Here is a 15,036-nt window from a genome sequence, read left to right as displayed (position 1 = left end):
TAATAAATAGTAAATAAAGTGTTGGAGGCTTTTAATATGGAGTATACCAAAGGTGAAATATTACAGTTTGTAGAGGAAAACGATGTAAAGTTTATTCGTTTAGCCTTTTGTGATATGTTTGGTAAACTGAAAAATATATCTATTATGCCAGATGAACTGCCGCGTGCATTTGACAGTGGCATATCTTTTGATGCTTCAGTAATACCGGGATTTATGAATCAGACAGATTCAGACCTGTTTTTATTCCCAGACCCTCAGACGTTGGTAGTTTTACCATGGAGGCCACAGCACGGGCGTGTCGTACGTTTTTACTGTGATGTACGGCTTGCAAACGGGCAGCCGTTTGACGGAGATGGCCGGCATATACTAAAAAAGGTAATAGACCGGTCTTTTGACATGGGGTATAATTGCAAAATAGGCACGGAATGTGAGTTTTATCTGTTTTCCGAAGATGAAAACGGAGTAAAGAAGCCTCATGACAATGCTGGTTATTTAGATGTTGCACCGCTTGACAAAGGTGAAAATGTACGCCGTGAAATATGTCTTACATTAGAGCAGATGGGAATATCGCCCGAATCTTCTGCACACAGGCAGGGCCCCGGGCAAAACGAAATAGATTTTAAGTATAGCGATGCGCTTGGCGCAGCAGATAATTTGATTACTTTTAAAACAGTTGTGGACACCGTTGCCGCAAGGCAGGGCTTAACAGCTTCATTTATGCCATGCCCGATAAAAGGTACAGCGGGAAGCGGGCTGCATGTAAACATGTCACTTTATAAAAACGGATTCAATATATTCAAAAATGACAGCAAAAAGCAAAGTGCCGAAGCAGAGAGTTTTATGGCGGGCATTATGAAACACATTTCCTGTATGACGGTTTTTTTAAATCCCGTAGTAAATTCGTATGAACGCCTTGGGATTTTTAATGCTCCTAAATATATAACGTGGTCTGATCAAAACAGGTCGCAGCTTATACGTATACCTAAAACCTCTTCTGTTGATTATTCACGGATGGAAGTTAGGTCTCCTGATCCTTGCTGCAATCCTTATCTGGCATTTGCGTTGCTTTTAAGCGCAGGCCTTGATGGAATTGAAGAAAACATGAAATTAGACAGTCCTATTGATTTTGATGTTAATAAAGCTTCTGAGAAGGAGCTTGAAAAGATAGAGGTTTTGCCGGGCAATTTAATCGATGCAATAGATGCTGCGGCAAAAAGTGAATTTATAAAAAAAGTTCTCCCACAAAAGACACTGGATAAATATTTGTTTGAAAAGAAAGCAGAGGCGGGGCGATAAAAAACAAGGGAAGTTTATAAGATGGTGGTGTTATAGTGGAGAATATACTGATTGTTTCAAGCTCTGATAAAGAGACTGATGCAATTACAAAGATTATTAAAACAATAGATAGACCGTTGTTTTTTACGTCGAGGAATGGCAAAGAGGCCAGGCACATTTTAACCGAAATTGATTTTGACGTTATAGTGGTAAATACGCCGCTGCAGGATGAGTTTGGGCACGAATTTGCTCTGGTGGCGATGGAAACTACTTCATCCGGGATTGTGATGCTTGTCAGCACTGAGATCTATGATGAAGTGGAGGCAAGGATGCAGCCGGAGGGTATTCTTTTAACGCCTAAACCGATAAACCGTGATAATTTCTTCAGTATGTTAAAGCTGGCGCAAACGATGCATAAACGTATTTCCTCGTTTAAAACGGAAAACGTAAAGCTGCAGAAAAAGCTTGAAGACAACCGTTTGATTGGTAGGGCAAAACTCGTACTTATACAGTCTTTAGGTTTAAATGAGCCTCAGGCGCATAGATACATAGAAAAGCAGGCCATGGATATGCGTATAACGAAGAAAGAAGTTGCTAAGGCAATAATTAAGACATATGAAAATTGACAATAATATCAAAGAGTGAGCGTTCATATAAAACATGCGTTTGCTCTTAAATTATATAAAGATTAAAAAAATAAATTGGAGGGTATTATGCAAGCATTGGAATTAAAAAAAGGATTTTACTGGACGGGCATTTTAGACCCTAACCTTCGCATATTTGACATTATAATGGAAACCGAATTCGGAACGACGTATAATTCATATGTTTTGACCGGAAGCGAAAAAGTAGCATTGTTTGAAACGGCAAAACTTAAGTTTTACGATGAATATATAAAGATTTTAACCGAGATAGTAGACGTAGGGAAAATAGACTACATTATAGTTGACCATACGGAGCCTGACCACGCAGGCAGCATAGAAAACCTGATTGGTTTAAACCCGGATATTGTAGTTGTCGGTACTACCAGCGCAATCAACTTTTTAAAGCAAATAATAAATAAAGATTTTAAGAGCCTTATTGTCAAGGAAAACGATACACTTTCGTTAGGAAATAAGACCCTTCGTTTTATGGCACTGCCTAACCTTCATTGGCCGGATACCATGTTTACATACATTGAAGAAGACAAGGTTCTAGTAACATGCGACTCTTTTGGTGCACATTACAGCCATGAAGGGATATTAAGAAGTAAGGTTACAGATGAAGAAGGGTATCTTCGTGCTGCTAAATACTATTTTGATAATATAATAGGTCCTTTTAAGCAACCATTTATGTTAAATGCGCTTAACCGCATAAAGGATCTTGATATAGACATGATATGTACAGGCCACGGCCCGGTATTAGACAGCCATGTAGACGAAATAATAAAACTTTATACTGAGTGGACTTCAGTTAAAAACCCAAATACCAAAAAGACGGTAATAATACCTTATGTCAGCGCTTATGGCTATACAAAGCAACTTGCTGATTATATAGAAAAAGGGATAAAGGCAGCAGGCGACATAGACGTAAAGAGCTTTGATATGGTGGTAACCGATAAAGGGCAGGTTTTAAACGAAATCACGTTTGCAGACGGTGTTTTATTCGGTACGCCGACTATGGTGGGAGAAGCGCTTTATCCTATATACGATTTGACTATATCGATGTTTGCACAGATCCATGGAGGAAAGCTCGCAAGCGCATTTGGAAGCTACGGCTGGAGCGGAGAAGGCGTTCCGCACATAATAGAGCGTTTAAAACAGCTTAGGTTAAAAGTTATAGATGGGTATCGTATCCGCTTAAAGCCAAGCGAAAGCGAACTTAAAGGTGCATACGACTTTGGATATAATTTTGGGCTTAATTTACTTGGAAAAGAAAACGAGACTAAAGAGGGAAAAAAGAAACTTGTAAAGTGCCCAATTTGTGGCAAAGTTTTTGAAGAAGGCCCGAAGAACTGCCCTGTCTGCGGTGCGCCAAGCGAGTTTTTTAAACCAGTTACAGAGTAAAATACTTAAGAATTTATAATTTATTTACATATAAGTAGCGGGGTAAATATGAAAAGGATAGCTAAGTTTGAAAAGGTATCCAAAAGCCGGTTTGCTTTAGACTGGAAAGATGCCTTTGGTGATAAAAAAAATATTTACGATGAAATAAAAATGCCTAAAAGGGCTACGAGCGGCTCTGCGGGGTATGATTTCTTTTCACCCATTGATTTTATACTAAAACCTGGGGAAACTATAAAGATACCGACTGGTTTAAGGGTTAAGATAGACGATGGGTGGGTACTTAAAATGTACCCGAGGAGCGGGCTTGGATTTAAGTTCAGGCTGCAGCTTAATAATACTGTCGGTATAATTGACAGCGACTATTACTTTTCAGACAATGAGGGACATATATTTATCAAGATAACTAACGATTCTAACGAAGGAAAGACCTTAGATATAAAAAAAGGCGATGGTTTTGCGCAGGGCATTTTTGTCGAGTATGGAATAACTGTCGATGACGATGTCAAAGATATTAGAAACGGCGGCTTTGGAAGCACAGACTCGCCTAAATAAAACTATAAAGTGTTTTTTGGAGAAAAAGTGTGAAGGAAGCAAAAAAAAAGAAAAAGAATATAATTTTAAATGTAATTATAATTATTGCAGTAATCGGTGCGCTTATCAGTGGATATATGATTTATACTGACGTATCTGAATACCAAGAGGGAGACAATGTATATAAAGATATAGCAAGCGATTATGTAACAATTACAGACGAAAACCAGGACAGCGAAACGCAAAGCCCAGAGCCAAGCCAGAGCGCGGACAACGATGGAGAAGACGGCAATGGAAGCAGTGGAAGCAGTGGCTCCTCTTCTAAATACGTAGTGGATTTTAACAAACTGAAGAAGATAAATTCAGATATTATAGCGTGGATAATAAATGACGGCACCGTTATAAATTACCCTATAGTTCAGGGCGATGACAACACTTATTATTTGACTCATCTCCCAAACGGAACAAAAAACAAGCTAGGTTCACTGTTTATGGATTATAGAAACAGCAGTGATTTCAGCATGCGCAATACTATTATTTACGGGCATCATATGAAAAGCGGGGCTATGTTTGCAAGCATTGTCAACTATAAAAAGCAAAGTTATTATGACAAGCACCCGACTATGTATTTAATCACGCCCGACACGAAATATAGGATAGACTTATTCAGCGGGTATGTAAGCAGCGTAGATGAAGACAGTTTTACAATTAATTTTATAGACGACTATGCTTTTGAAACATTTGTTAAGGAAAGAAAAGAAAAATCGGATTTTGAGTCTGATGTTCAAGTAACAGCAAGCGACAGGATAATCACGCTTGCCACGTGCACGTATGAGTTTTCAAATGCAAGATATGTCTTATATGGGAAGCTTACTCCAATAGACAGCTTAAGCTAAACTAAGTTTTAGAATTTTATGATAGAGCATATAAAAATGTCCGCTTTAAAAGTGGATATTTTTTTGACAATTTTATTATAAAAAGATAATATATTTAAAGGTTTAACAACTAAAGGCAGATTTTTAATGAGAGAAAAGATTTTCGAAGAGTATTCAATTCCAAAAGCAATTTTTACACTTGCAGCACCTACGATTTTGGGTATGCTTGTTACTGTCGTTTACAATATGGCGGATACATATTTTGTCGGGAAGACGAATGATCCTAATATGGTAGCCGCGGTCGCGCTAATCCTTCCAATTTATTATGTCATTATGGCTTTAGGAAATATATTCGGCGTTGGCGGCGGGACGCTTATATCGCGTTTGCTGGGATTAAAAGAAGATGAAAAAGTAAAGAATGTATCGGCGTTTTGTTTTTACGGCTCACTTGTAACTGGCATTGCCTTTGCCATAATCCTTTTGACTGTAAAACCGCTTGTTTTGCAAATTTTAGGGACCAGCCAAAATACTTATGATTTCGCAGATGGGTATTTAACTGCATTTACATTAGGGGTCCCGGCTGTAATGCTGCAATTCACTTTAGGGCAAATAATACGTGCAGAAGGGGCTGCCCGCCAATCTATGATCGGAATGATCATAGGTACAGTACTTAATATAATATTAGATCCTATAATGATTTTAAATTTAGGATGGGGCGTTGCCGGCGCAGCAGTTGCAACAGTAATAGGAAATATTTCAAGCGTCATATATTATATATGGTTCCTTTATGGAAAGAATACCGTCCTTTCTATTGAGAGGAAGTTTTTTAAAGCCAGCAGGGAGATAGTTTCGTATGTATTCAAAATAGGGTTTTCTGCATCTCTTAATACTTTTCTTATCTGCGTTTCAAATGTAATTTTAAATAACTATGCTGCATCATACAGTGACAACATAGTTGCAGCAGTTGGTATTTCAAGCCGTATCGCACAGGTGCCGAAACTTTTAATAATCGGGCTTGGGCAGGGGATACAGCCGTTTGTAGGCTATAATTATGCCGCTAAAAACTATTCTAGGATGAATGGCATTTTAAAATTTTCTTCAGTTATCGGGATAGTATTTGGCATAGTCTGTTATGCTTTTATATTCTTAACATCCGGTACGCTTATAAGGGCATTTTTAGATTCAAAGGAAGTTATCGATTTGGGTTCAGCATTTTTAAGGGCATACATATCATCTTTGCCGGTGCTGGTATTCTTATTTATTTTCATGTTTTCTATCCAGGCCTTTGGGAAGGCTATTGCGGCAACGATCCTCTCGGTTTGCAGGGATGCTTTAGCTTTTATACCTTTGATAATCGTTTTAAATACTGTTTTCGGATATGACGGCCTTGCATGGGCACAGCCTATTGCAGACATTGTATCTTGCATTTTAGCTGCTATACTGTTCTTTAAAATCAGGCAAAAAGACAAGAATGAAATGCAGTTAATAAAAGAAGTTGGATTAGGTGAGTAAGAAAAAAAGAGTAAGTGTGTAAGCTTACTCTTTTCTTAATTTTGCTATATATAAAATGCTTAATAGTATAACTAAAATGCACTGTATAAACATAAGTGTTTTAGTTATATTATTATTGACAAACGCCATCGGGGCATTAAATATATCTACTACCAGAAATACTAAAAACATCGTAGACAAGATTATCAAAATATGGGGAAGTACTTTTTTAAACATGGGTTTTTCTCCTAATTATCTGCAATATATATTATATCGCTTGCTTTACGTCCGCCGTTATACGGGCTATTCACCAAAGAATCTGAAAATGTCATGGAAGCTGTCTGGCCGCCATCTAGATTATAGGCGGTTTTACAGCCGAGCTCTTTAAATAGCGCTGATAATTCTTTAAGCGACATACCCGAAGAGTAACCAGGCTGCCTTCCATCTACTAATACGAAACAATAATGCCCTGGTTCAAAGTAACCTATTGCGCTTCGCGGGTTTTTAGGGTTTACTGAGCTGTTGAATTCTTCCATTGCCTCTTCGTTTTCAAGAAGCATCGGGCCAAAGGACCATACCTGCCAGGCGCCCTCGCTTTTGAGTTTCTCAAGGTCAAAACTGCTTGCTTCGTAAGTTTCCATAGTCCCGTCATAATTAATTTTACATACATCTTCGAAAAGCGATTCGCGGTATAAAACGCCATTTCTGACTACGACGCCGTTTGTTAAAAAGCCATAGGAATCTCCTGTTATAGCGGATATCGCATCGTTTTTTTCTGCCATATCAAGTACCCACTCGCTTTGGCCTCTCTCATACTCTCCGCCGGCAAAGGCCGCCTTTAGGTATTTTATATTTTTTACGTATATGTCTTCAACATAATAAGTTATATCGTCTTCTTGATATTTAGTTACTGTGACGTTTACGTTCTTGCCTTTATAGCTATTGTCGGTTATTTCCGGATCCCCGGCAGTAAATTTATCCGCCCACTTTTGGCTGAAATCCCCTTCTTCTAAAGTATTGTCTTCGTCATTGCCAGTATCTGTATTAGAGTTATCACTGTTATCGGCAGTTTGTGAGACGGCAGGGCTTGGTTTAGGCAAGTCTTGTCCGGAGGAGGAAGCATTGAGCGGCCGCACATGATGAAAATAGGCAAAGGTACAAAGAGCTATGCCAAATACGATAACATCTGTAATTATCATTTTTGGTATGCTCATGTGTTTTTTCTTATTTTTAGCGTTTGGCTTATATTTTAATGACTTTTGTTTAGTATTTTCGTTATCATCGCTGAATATGTTGTAGCTGCTATTTGGGGTTCTTCTCTTGCCGTTCATTAAACGCCCTCCGGTTAGATTTTAAATTAGTTTATATCAATTAATATTATAATAAATAGAAGCTTTAGGCAAATAATATTTTTCTAATTCTTTGATGCCATAAATGAAATAAGCATTGTAAATACGACAATGATAGAGTCTAAAAGTATTGCTGCGAAGAGGGGAATATAGCCAAATACGCCAAGTAGTGTAACCAAAGCTTTAAAGAAAAGAGACATGAAAATATTTTGCCATACTATGTTTATAGTTTTATTAGCTATATTTACTGCAGTTTTTATTTTTTTAAGGTCACTATCAAGGATAACAGCATCGGCAGAATTAAGGGCGGTGCCTTTTAATTCTCCTATATATATTCCTACATCTGCGCGTTTTAAAGCTTTTAAATCGTCTTCATTTCCGCTGGCATAGGCTATTTTCCCAAACGTATCACGCTGTTTTAATATGCTCTCTAAAACGCCTGCTTTTTGTTCGGGAAAAATCCCGGAATAGATTTCTCTTACTCTTGTTTGTTCTGCAAGCTCATTAGCTGAAAAGATATTTTCTTCGGTTAGTATTGCGGTTTTTATACCCATATCATTTAACTCATAGATAGCATCGGCGGAAGGCCTTTTTATTTCGTCTTTTATATTTAAGATGCCAGCCAAAATACCATTTACTGCAACGTATATAAGTATTCCGCCGGCTTTAATATCAGGAACTTCGATACTTAATTTTTGCATAAGGCGCATATCCCCAACGGCAACATCTTTACCGTCCACATCGGCAATAAGCCCGAGAGAGGGCAACTTCTTTATATTTAAAGCTTTAGCTATTCTCCCAGAATAAGCGGATGATATGGTATCCGCTATGCGGCCTTTTTCCAGGCTTTCAATAGCTGATACAAAATATAACACTTCTTCTCTTGAGTACCCGTTTTTAAGTATTACATCTTTTAAAACAAGCCTTTTAGTCGTTATTGTACTTGAATAATCGAAGGCGGCTGCTCCGATATTATTAAAAGTGTCTAAGTATTTGGTTCCTTTAAGGATAATGCCGTTTTCAAAAGCAGCTATCATACCGGAATAATAGCTGCTTTTAACAGAATACAAAAGTGCAGCCGGAAAAGAAACAGCTAACAGTATAACTGCCCTATCTATAAACAAAGGGAAATCTTTAGGCCTTCCAATTATATAGGGTAAAAGTGCTATTAATACCGCACCCGCTATTACTGTAAGCATATATATCTTTGAAAAACGGGTTACCCGGATTTCGTTTTTAGACTTATTAAAAGATGTGTTGTCGATAAAATCCTTTAGATTTGTTTCAGTCAAATTGGAATAAATTTTAGTTTGTTTTTTAAATCTTTTAGTAATTAGGGCTCTTAATAACAGCCCAAGATTAAAAAGCAGCATGCCAGAGGCTGCTTCAAAATAGCTACCGACAATAAAAGCACATAATGTGGCAGCAGATATAATTAGGCTTTCATTAAAAAATTGCCCTTTAATTAAACCTTTTATTGAACTAAAAAGAATATCAAAACCACAGATAAGGTAAGCTAATAAAAGTAAAATTAGTTTTAAATCAGTTGGTATATTTAAAATTAAACAGATTAAAAGAATTAAAAATGATATTAATAGCCGGATTATAATAAATACCAAGCTGCTTTTATTATAGTCATACCCATAAAAACAGTTGTTGATTAAATTTAGGTAGTTATGTGAGTTTAACTCTCCCATAAAAACCCCCTTGCCTGAGAAGTTTTTAAAACCTTAAATTATTATATAACTTTGAAATTATGAAAGCAACGTTTAAGGATTTATTAGCTTTATAGCAGAGCAAAATACCGCTTAACATAAGTGGTATATAATTGACTTTTATCAGTAATTAGTATATATTCTTAATTATTGAAAAAAAGAAAAAATGGAGAATTTTAAAGTGGATTTGCTAGCTGTAGAGAAAAAATGGCAGAAAAAATGGGATGAAACACAGATATATAAATTTGACAGAAATAATATGGAAAACAAACAGTATATCCTTGAAATGTTTTCATATCCGTCCGGAGCTAATTTACATATCGGGCATTGGTATAATTATGGTTTAACAGACACCTATGCACGGTTTGTACGTATGAGCGGAAAAAATGTCTTTCACCCGATGGGGTTTGACGCATTTGGGCTTCCGGCGGAAAATTATGCTATAAAAACCGGAATACACCCTTATGATTCCACTATAAAAAATATAGAGACGATGGAGCGCCAGTTAAAAGAGATGGGCGCTACGTTTAATTGGGACTATGAAATAAAAACCTGCATGCCGGATTATTACAGGTGGACGCAGTGGTTCTTTTTAAAGCTCTATGAAAAGGGCCTTGCTTACAGAAAGAAATCTCCGGTAAACTGGTGTCCTAAATGCAATACGGTACTTGCAAACGAGCAGGTACAAGACGGCGGATGCGAACGCTGCGGAACAACGGTAATAAGAAAAAACTTAACGCAGTGGTTCTTTAAGATAACGGATTACGCAGATAGGCTGCTTGAAGGCCTTAATAAGATAGACTGGCCTGAAAAAACAAAGTTAATGCAGAGGAACTGGATAGGCAAGTCCGTTGGCGCACAGGTTAAGTTTAAAATTGTAGGCGGCGGTGATTTTACAGTGTTTACTACCCGTGTAGATACATTGTTCGGATGTACTTACGTTGTATTAGCTCCTGAAAATGAACTTGTCGATAAAATAACGACGGACGAATGCCGCGATGCAGTTAATAAGTATATAGATGATGCTGCTAAAGCGACAGAAATAGACAGATTGTCTACTACGAGGGAAAAAACGGGCGTATTTACGGGGTCTTATGCTATTAACCCTATAAATGGACGCAAGGTTCCTATTTGGATTGCAGACTATGTTTTAAACACATACGGTACCGGATGTGTTATGGCAGTTCCTGCTCATGATGAAAGGGACTTTGAATTTGCAACAAAATACGGCCTTCCGATAGAGAGGGTTATAAAAGCTAAAGAACCAGATGAAGACGATACTCTTCCTTATGTAGGATATGGGGTTTTGGTAAACAGCGGAGAGCTTGACGGGCAAACCGTTGAAAAGGCCAAGGAAGAGATGATAAAGCTGCTTCAGAAAACCGGCTCCGGCGAAGCAAAGATAAACTATCGTTTAAGGGATTGGCTGATTTCCCGCCAGCGTTACTGGGGAGCTCCGATACCAATAGTCTATTGTGAAAAGTGCGGGGAAGTCCCAATACCGGAAGACCAGCTGCCGGTAACGCTTCCATACGACGTTGATTTTTCGCCGCACGGTGATTCACCGCTTTTAAAACACGAAGGATTTATGAACACCACTTGCCCTATATGCGGAGGTAAGGCAAAAAGGGACCCGGATACTATGGATACATTCGTCTGTTCTTCGTGGTACTTTTTAAGATATCCTGATAATAAAAACGACAAGATGGCTTTTAATCCTGAAATAATAAACAAAATGCTTCCGGTAGACGTATATGTTGGCGGCGTAGAGCACGCATGTATGCACCTGCTTTATGCAAGATTTTTCACAAAGGCATTTTACGACATGGGATACTTGAATTTTGAGGAGCCGTTTTTACGATTGATACATCAGGGAGTAATACTGGGGCCAGACGGCGAAAAGATGAGCAAGTCAAGGGGAAATGTCATTTCTCCGGATAAATATATAAGCCAGTATGGGTCGGACGTGCTCCGAATGTATTTAGGGTTTGGGTTTTCTTATATAGAGGGCGGCCCCTGGAACGACGATGGAATAAAGGCTATAAACAGGTTTTTAGAAAGAGTTGAAAGATTCGTTGTCCGCTTTAAAGATTTAAGGCCGGCAGAGAAGCCTTACACAAAAGAGGATAAAGAACTCAATTACGTTTTAAATTACGCAATTAAGAAGGTTTCAGAAGATATAGAGACGTTTTCATTCAACACGGCAATAGCCCGCATAATGGAACTCGTAAACTCAATGTATAAATATGCAGAAGATGAGAGTAAGATAAACGCTGAACTGTTGTTACAAGCGACATCTAAACTGATTTTGATTTTAGCGCCTTTTGCACCGCATTTTGCAGAAGAGCTTTGGGAGAAAACAGGAAAACCTTATTCGGTGTTTAACCAGAGGTTCCCGAAATACAGTGAAGATGCACTTAAAAAAGACACTATAAATATGGCATTTCAGGTTAACGGTAAAGTTAGGCAGACATTTGATATAAATTCGGATGCTACACGTGAGGAAATAGATAAATACGTACGCGGAAATGAAGATTTCAAACAGTATTTAGGCGGAAAAGAAATACGAAAAGTAATTATCGTTCCGGGAAGATTAGTAAACGTAGTAGTAGCTTAAAAGATATGAAATAAAAACAGGCTAATTAGCCTGTTTTTTTATATAGTTTTTTAAAACTATCCATCTATTATATAGATCTTTAAAATTTCTTATATCCTTTCTTGGTATCGGGCTTGTTGAAGGAAGTTTTATATAGGGGATACTTACCTTATCTTTAAAATTTTTTTCAAATAGTTTGGCAGCGGTGGAGCCGTTTAAAACTATTAAGGAAATAGCGGGATAGCTTTTTAAAAGCCCCAAAATATCATTTAGTTCATATTCACGTATATTTAGGTCAAGGCTTCCGTTCCTTAAACAAGAATTTATAACGTCGAATAAAGCGATATGGTTCTTGTGTAAAAAATCTATTTTTTTATCATAGTCTAAAGTTAACTCTTCATCGAATAGGGAAAAGATCACTTTCCAAAACCTGTTTAGAGGGTTTGCATAGTATTCTCTTTTCTCTATAGATTTTACACTGGGCATACTCCCTAATATCAAAATTTTTGAAGTACTGTCTATAATAGGCGGATTGCAATTAATTTTTTCATAGTTTTTCATAAATTAAATTTATTTTCTTTTATAACAAATTTTTGTGTATTTTATTATAGCATATTTGAAGTTTAACGTGGAAAAATAATCTTGTAGTTTTTTAAAAGGAGGCTTTTTAATATGAGTGACAGAAAAAATCCTATTACGTGCTCGGTTGATACGTGTAAATATAATGTGAAAGGTTCTGTCTGCAATCTAGACACGATACAGGTTTCTTCCTGTGCGGATGCACCAAATGTTGATTCGGCAGAACAAAGCATGTGCGCAAGTTTTGAAAAGGGAAAATAATGCCATTACCTACGTTGCACTGTAGTGCTACTAATTGTATACATAACTATTATGAACGTTGTACAGCAACGCATATAAGGGTTTCCGGAGGCGATACAGTTAACGAATATAAGACTAATTGCGAAACATATAGAAAAGGAAAACGCACTAACCCTGAAGATACACATTCAGATACGTGGCTTGATCCGGCTAGGCTGGAACCTCATGTTGAGATGGCTGATTTAAATACGGACAGAGCTGCGCCGCAAATCTTATGTGATGCTCAAAACTGTAATTACAACAATAATTTTATATGCAGAGCAAGGACGGTTATGATACGTTTGCCTAGGAACAAACGCTGTAATTGTATGACGTTTATGACAGGAAATGATACACAAGAATAGAAAATTGATAAATAGGGCCAGCAAAGTGCACATGGTAAGCAAGCGGCCGGGCATTTAAAAAACTATTTATAAAAAGGAGCCACAGGCCAATTGGTCTGCGGCTCCTTTTAAAATATTTTTTAAGAATTTATATTTAGTATATTTTTAAACTCATCTATAGTTTTACTGAAAACATTCATACATATCTCTATTGGAGCACCGGAAGATAGATCTATTCCCGCTTTTTTAAGCTGGTTCAAAGGATAATCTGATCCACCGCTCTTTAAAAAATCTATATACTGGTTTCTTGCCTTTTCACCTCTTGTAAGAAGATTTTCTACTATTGATACGGCACTTGAAAAACCTGTTGCATATTTATACACATAAAATGCATTATAAAAATGCGGAATACGGGACCACTCTAGCTTTATCTGTTCGTCGTTTGTTACTTCGCTGCCATAGTATTTGGCATTTAATTCGCCATATGCGCTGCTTAGGGAATCTGCTGTAAGCGGGGTGCCCAGTTCGCTCATTTTATGAGATATCTTTTCAAATTCTGCAAACATAACTTGCCTGAATACCGTAGTCCTGAACTGATCTAAGTAATGGTTTAAAATGTATTTTTTAAAGTTTAAGTCTTTAACTGTCTTTAAAAGATGAAGCGTCAACAATATTTCGTTTACCGTAGACGCTACCTCGGCCACAAAAATTGTATAGCCGCTCTTTGGATACGCTTGTGTTTTATTGGAGTAAAAAGAGTGCATCGCGTGCCCCATTTCATGTGCTATTGTAAATACGCTGTCTAGGTCGTCTCTATGGTTTAGAAGAACGAACGGATGTACTCCGTAAACACCCCACGAATATGCGCCGGAAGTTTTGCCTTTTGTTTCAACTACATCTATCCAGCCCTCTTTAAACGCACCGTTTAATGTAGACAAGTATTCATCTCCTAAAATAGATAACCCTTCAACAACCATTTTACAGGACTGCTCATAGCTGAATTTTGTTTCAGGGGTTTTAACAAGCGGGGCATATACGTCGTACATATGAAGGGCTGGAACGCTTAAAATTTCCTTTCTTAAAGAGATATACTTATACATTGCCGGCAAGTTTTTATGTATTATCGAAATCAACCGGTCGTATAGTGATACGGGAACGTTATCTGAAAACAAAGAGCGTTCTATTGCAGAATTAAAGTTTTTTGCCTGCGCATAAAACACATCTTTTTTAACGCTTGTCGCGTATGTGGTTGCGAGTGTATTTTTAAATTTTTCAAATGTCTTATAATACGTTTCAAAGGTATTTTTGCGTATAAACCTATTAGAAGAATGCATTAAGGTTATAAAACGCCCGTGAGTTAATTCAATTTCTTCGCCCTTGTCATCTGTGATGCTGCCAAAGCTTAAATCGGCGTTATTGAGCATTGTAAAAATATCTCTTGCTCCGGAAGAAAAATCTGCGCTTTTTGAAAGCAGGAGTTCTTCTTTATCTGAAAGTACATGCTTTTTTCGCCTTATCAAATCCAGGATATAAAAATCGTGTTTTTCTTTGAGTTCGCTATTCTCTTCCAAATAAGATAAAAGAAGCTTTTCATCGGCAGACAAAAGAGTTGGATTGATAAAAGAAGCAGCTCCGGATAGTTTGACATATGTAGAGTATGCCTGATCTGTAAGAGCCTGGAATTTAGGATCTGTATTATCTTCGTCCCTTTTCATTTTGGAATAGGTATATAATCGCTCGGCTAAAAGCGATAGTTCATCTATTTTGCTTAATGCTGCTAGCAGGTCATTTGCGCTATTTAGCATCGTATCTTTGAGTTTGCCAACAGAAGGTATAGAATTTTTTAAAAGCTCTAAATCGCTTTTAAATTTATCGACAGAAGGATAGATGTCTTCAAGTGACCATTTATATTTTTTATCTACATCTTTTCGCATAACTTGTTCTTGCATAAGAAATT

At 37.3% G+C, this 15,036-nt stretch carries 13 protein-coding genes and 1 pseudogene; 9 read left to right on the top strand and 5 right to left on the bottom strand.

The features are described 5' to 3' along the window. Positions 1 to 36: 36 nt before the first annotated feature. The 6 genes and pseudogenes from R2876_02660 to R2876_02635 all read left to right on the top strand — a co-directional run bounded on the left by R2876_02660 (position 37) and on the right by R2876_02635 (position 6,238). On the top strand, positions 37 to 1,296 hold the full coding sequence (locus R2876_02660) for a glutamine synthetase family protein (GenBank protein ID MEZ4357517.1): 1,260 nt from the start codon (positions 37 to 39) through the stop codon (positions 1,294 to 1,296). A 35-nt stretch (positions 1,297 to 1,331) separates the two neighbouring features. After that, positions 1,332 to 1,901, top strand: coding sequence for an ANTAR domain-containing protein (locus R2876_02655; GenBank protein ID MEZ4357516.1), 570 nt, complete (start codon positions 1,332 to 1,334; stop codon positions 1,899 to 1,901). Between the two features lie 87 nt (positions 1,902 to 1,988). Next, positions 1,989 to 3,302, top strand: a pseudogene (locus tag R2876_02650) (pyridine nucleotide-disulfide oxidoreductase). Positions 3,303 to 3,368: 66 nt separating this feature from the next. After that, a complete protein-coding gene (locus tag R2876_02645; protein ID MEZ4357515.1) occupies positions 3,369 to 3,872 on the top strand; it encodes a dUTP diphosphatase in 504 nt (167 codons plus the stop codon). A gap of 29 nt (positions 3,873 to 3,901) precedes the next feature. Continuing rightward, a complete protein-coding gene (srtB, locus tag R2876_02640) occupies positions 3,902 to 4,747 on the top strand; it encodes a class B sortase (protein MEZ4357514.1) in 846 nt (281 codons plus the stop codon). 126 nt (positions 4,748 to 4,873) lie between these two features. After that, on the top strand, positions 4,874 to 6,238 hold the full coding sequence (locus R2876_02635; GenBank protein ID MEZ4357513.1) for an MATE family efflux transporter: 1,365 nt from the start codon (positions 4,874 to 4,876) through the stop codon (positions 6,236 to 6,238). A gap of 24 nt (positions 6,239 to 6,262) precedes the next feature. On the opposite strand, the gene R2876_02630 is transcribed toward R2876_02635, so the two are convergent. The 3 genes from R2876_02630 to R2876_02620 form a co-directional block, all read right to left on the bottom strand. Beyond that, the gene (locus R2876_02630; protein ID MEZ4357512.1) at positions 6,263 to 6,454 is read right to left on the bottom strand and encodes a hypothetical protein; all 192 of its coding nucleotides are present in this window, start codon (positions 6,452 to 6,454) and stop codon (positions 6,263 to 6,265) included. Between the two features lie 11 nt (positions 6,455 to 6,465). Continuing rightward, positions 6,466 to 7,548, bottom strand: a complete 1,083-nt coding sequence (locus tag R2876_02625) for a phosphodiester glycosidase family protein (protein ID MEZ4357511.1) — start codon at positions 7,546 to 7,548, stop codon at positions 6,466 to 6,468. An 83-nt stretch (positions 7,549 to 7,631) separates the two neighbouring features. Beyond that, complete coding sequence (locus R2876_02620) at positions 7,632 to 8,858, bottom strand: HAD family hydrolase (protein ID MEZ4357510.1); 1,227 nt, start codon at positions 8,856 to 8,858, stop codon at positions 7,632 to 7,634. 589 nt (positions 8,859 to 9,447) lie between these two features. On the opposite strand from R2876_02620, the gene leuS reads away from it, so the two are divergent. Beyond that, on the top strand, positions 9,448 to 11,898 hold the full coding sequence (gene leuS / locus R2876_02615; protein ID MEZ4357509.1) for a leucine--tRNA ligase: 2,451 nt from the start codon (positions 9,448 to 9,450) through the stop codon (positions 11,896 to 11,898). A gap of 21 nt (positions 11,899 to 11,919) precedes the next feature. On the opposite strand, the gene R2876_02610 is transcribed toward leuS, so the two are convergent. Beyond that, a complete protein-coding gene (locus tag R2876_02610; protein ID MEZ4357508.1) occupies positions 11,920 to 12,438 on the bottom strand; it encodes a DNA-deoxyinosine glycosylase in 519 nt (172 codons plus the stop codon). A gap of 111 nt (positions 12,439 to 12,549) precedes the next feature. Between R2876_02610 and R2876_02605 the strand changes: the two genes are divergently transcribed. Continuing rightward, positions 12,550 to 12,717, top strand: coding sequence for a DUF1540 domain-containing protein (locus R2876_02605; GenBank protein ID MEZ4357507.1), 168 nt, complete (start codon positions 12,550 to 12,552; stop codon positions 12,715 to 12,717). Further along, positions 12,717 to 13,100, top strand: coding sequence for a DUF1540 domain-containing protein (locus R2876_02600; GenBank protein ID MEZ4357506.1), 384 nt, complete (start codon positions 12,717 to 12,719; stop codon positions 13,098 to 13,100). The genes R2876_02605 and R2876_02600 overlap by 1 nt, the downstream gene beginning before the upstream one ends. 119 nt (positions 13,101 to 13,219) lie before the next feature. Here the strand turns inward: R2876_02600 and pepF are convergent, their stop codons facing one another. Then, positions 13,220 to 15,028 carry an oligoendopeptidase F gene (gene pepF, locus R2876_02595; GenBank protein ID MEZ4357505.1) on the bottom strand — a complete coding sequence of 603 codons (1,809 nt, stop codon included), beginning with the start codon at positions 15,026 to 15,028 and terminating at the stop codon, positions 13,220 to 13,222. Between the last annotated feature and the right edge of the window lie 8 nt (positions 15,029 to 15,036).

This window comes from Eubacteriales bacterium (assembly GCA_041390245.1).
Taxonomy (GTDB): Bacteria; Bacillota; Clostridia; order Christensenellales; family JAWKQI01; genus JAWKQI01.
This window is presented reverse-complemented; position numbering and strand designations above follow the sequence as displayed.

Excerpts from the sequence above, each read along its gene's own strand:
- R2876_02660 (MEZ4357517.1), top strand. The coding sequence starts at position 37 with ATGGAGTATACCAAAGGTGAAATATTACAGTTTGTAGAGGAAAACGAT.
- R2876_02645 (MEZ4357515.1), top strand. The coding sequence starts at position 3,369 with ATGAAAAGGATAGCTAAGTTTGAAAAGGTATCCAAAAGCCGGTTTGCT.
- R2876_02635 (MEZ4357513.1), top strand. The coding sequence starts at position 4,874 with ATGAGAGAAAAGATTTTCGAAGAGTATTCAATTCCAAAAGCAATTTTT.
- R2876_02630 (MEZ4357512.1), bottom strand. The coding sequence starts at position 6,454 with ATGTTTAAAAAAGTACTTCCCCATATTTTGATAATCTTGTCTACGATG.
- R2876_02625 (MEZ4357511.1), bottom strand. The coding sequence starts at position 7,548 with ATGAACGGCAAGAGAAGAACCCCAAATAGCAGCTACAACATATTCAGC.
- leuS (MEZ4357509.1), top strand. The coding sequence starts at position 9,448 with ATGGAGAATTTTAAAGTGGATTTGCTAGCTGTAGAGAAAAAATGGCAG.
- R2876_02610 (MEZ4357508.1), bottom strand. The coding sequence starts at position 12,438 with ATGAAAAACTATGAAAAAATTAATTGCAATCCGCCTATTATAGACAGT.
- R2876_02605 (MEZ4357507.1), top strand. The coding sequence starts at position 12,550 with ATGAGTGACAGAAAAAATCCTATTACGTGCTCGGTTGATACGTGTAAA.
- R2876_02600 (MEZ4357506.1), top strand. The coding sequence starts at position 12,717 with ATGCCATTACCTACGTTGCACTGTAGTGCTACTAATTGTATACATAAC.
- pepF (MEZ4357505.1), bottom strand. The coding sequence starts at position 15,028 with ATGCAAGAACAAGTTATGCGAAAAGATGTAGATAAAAAATATAAATGG.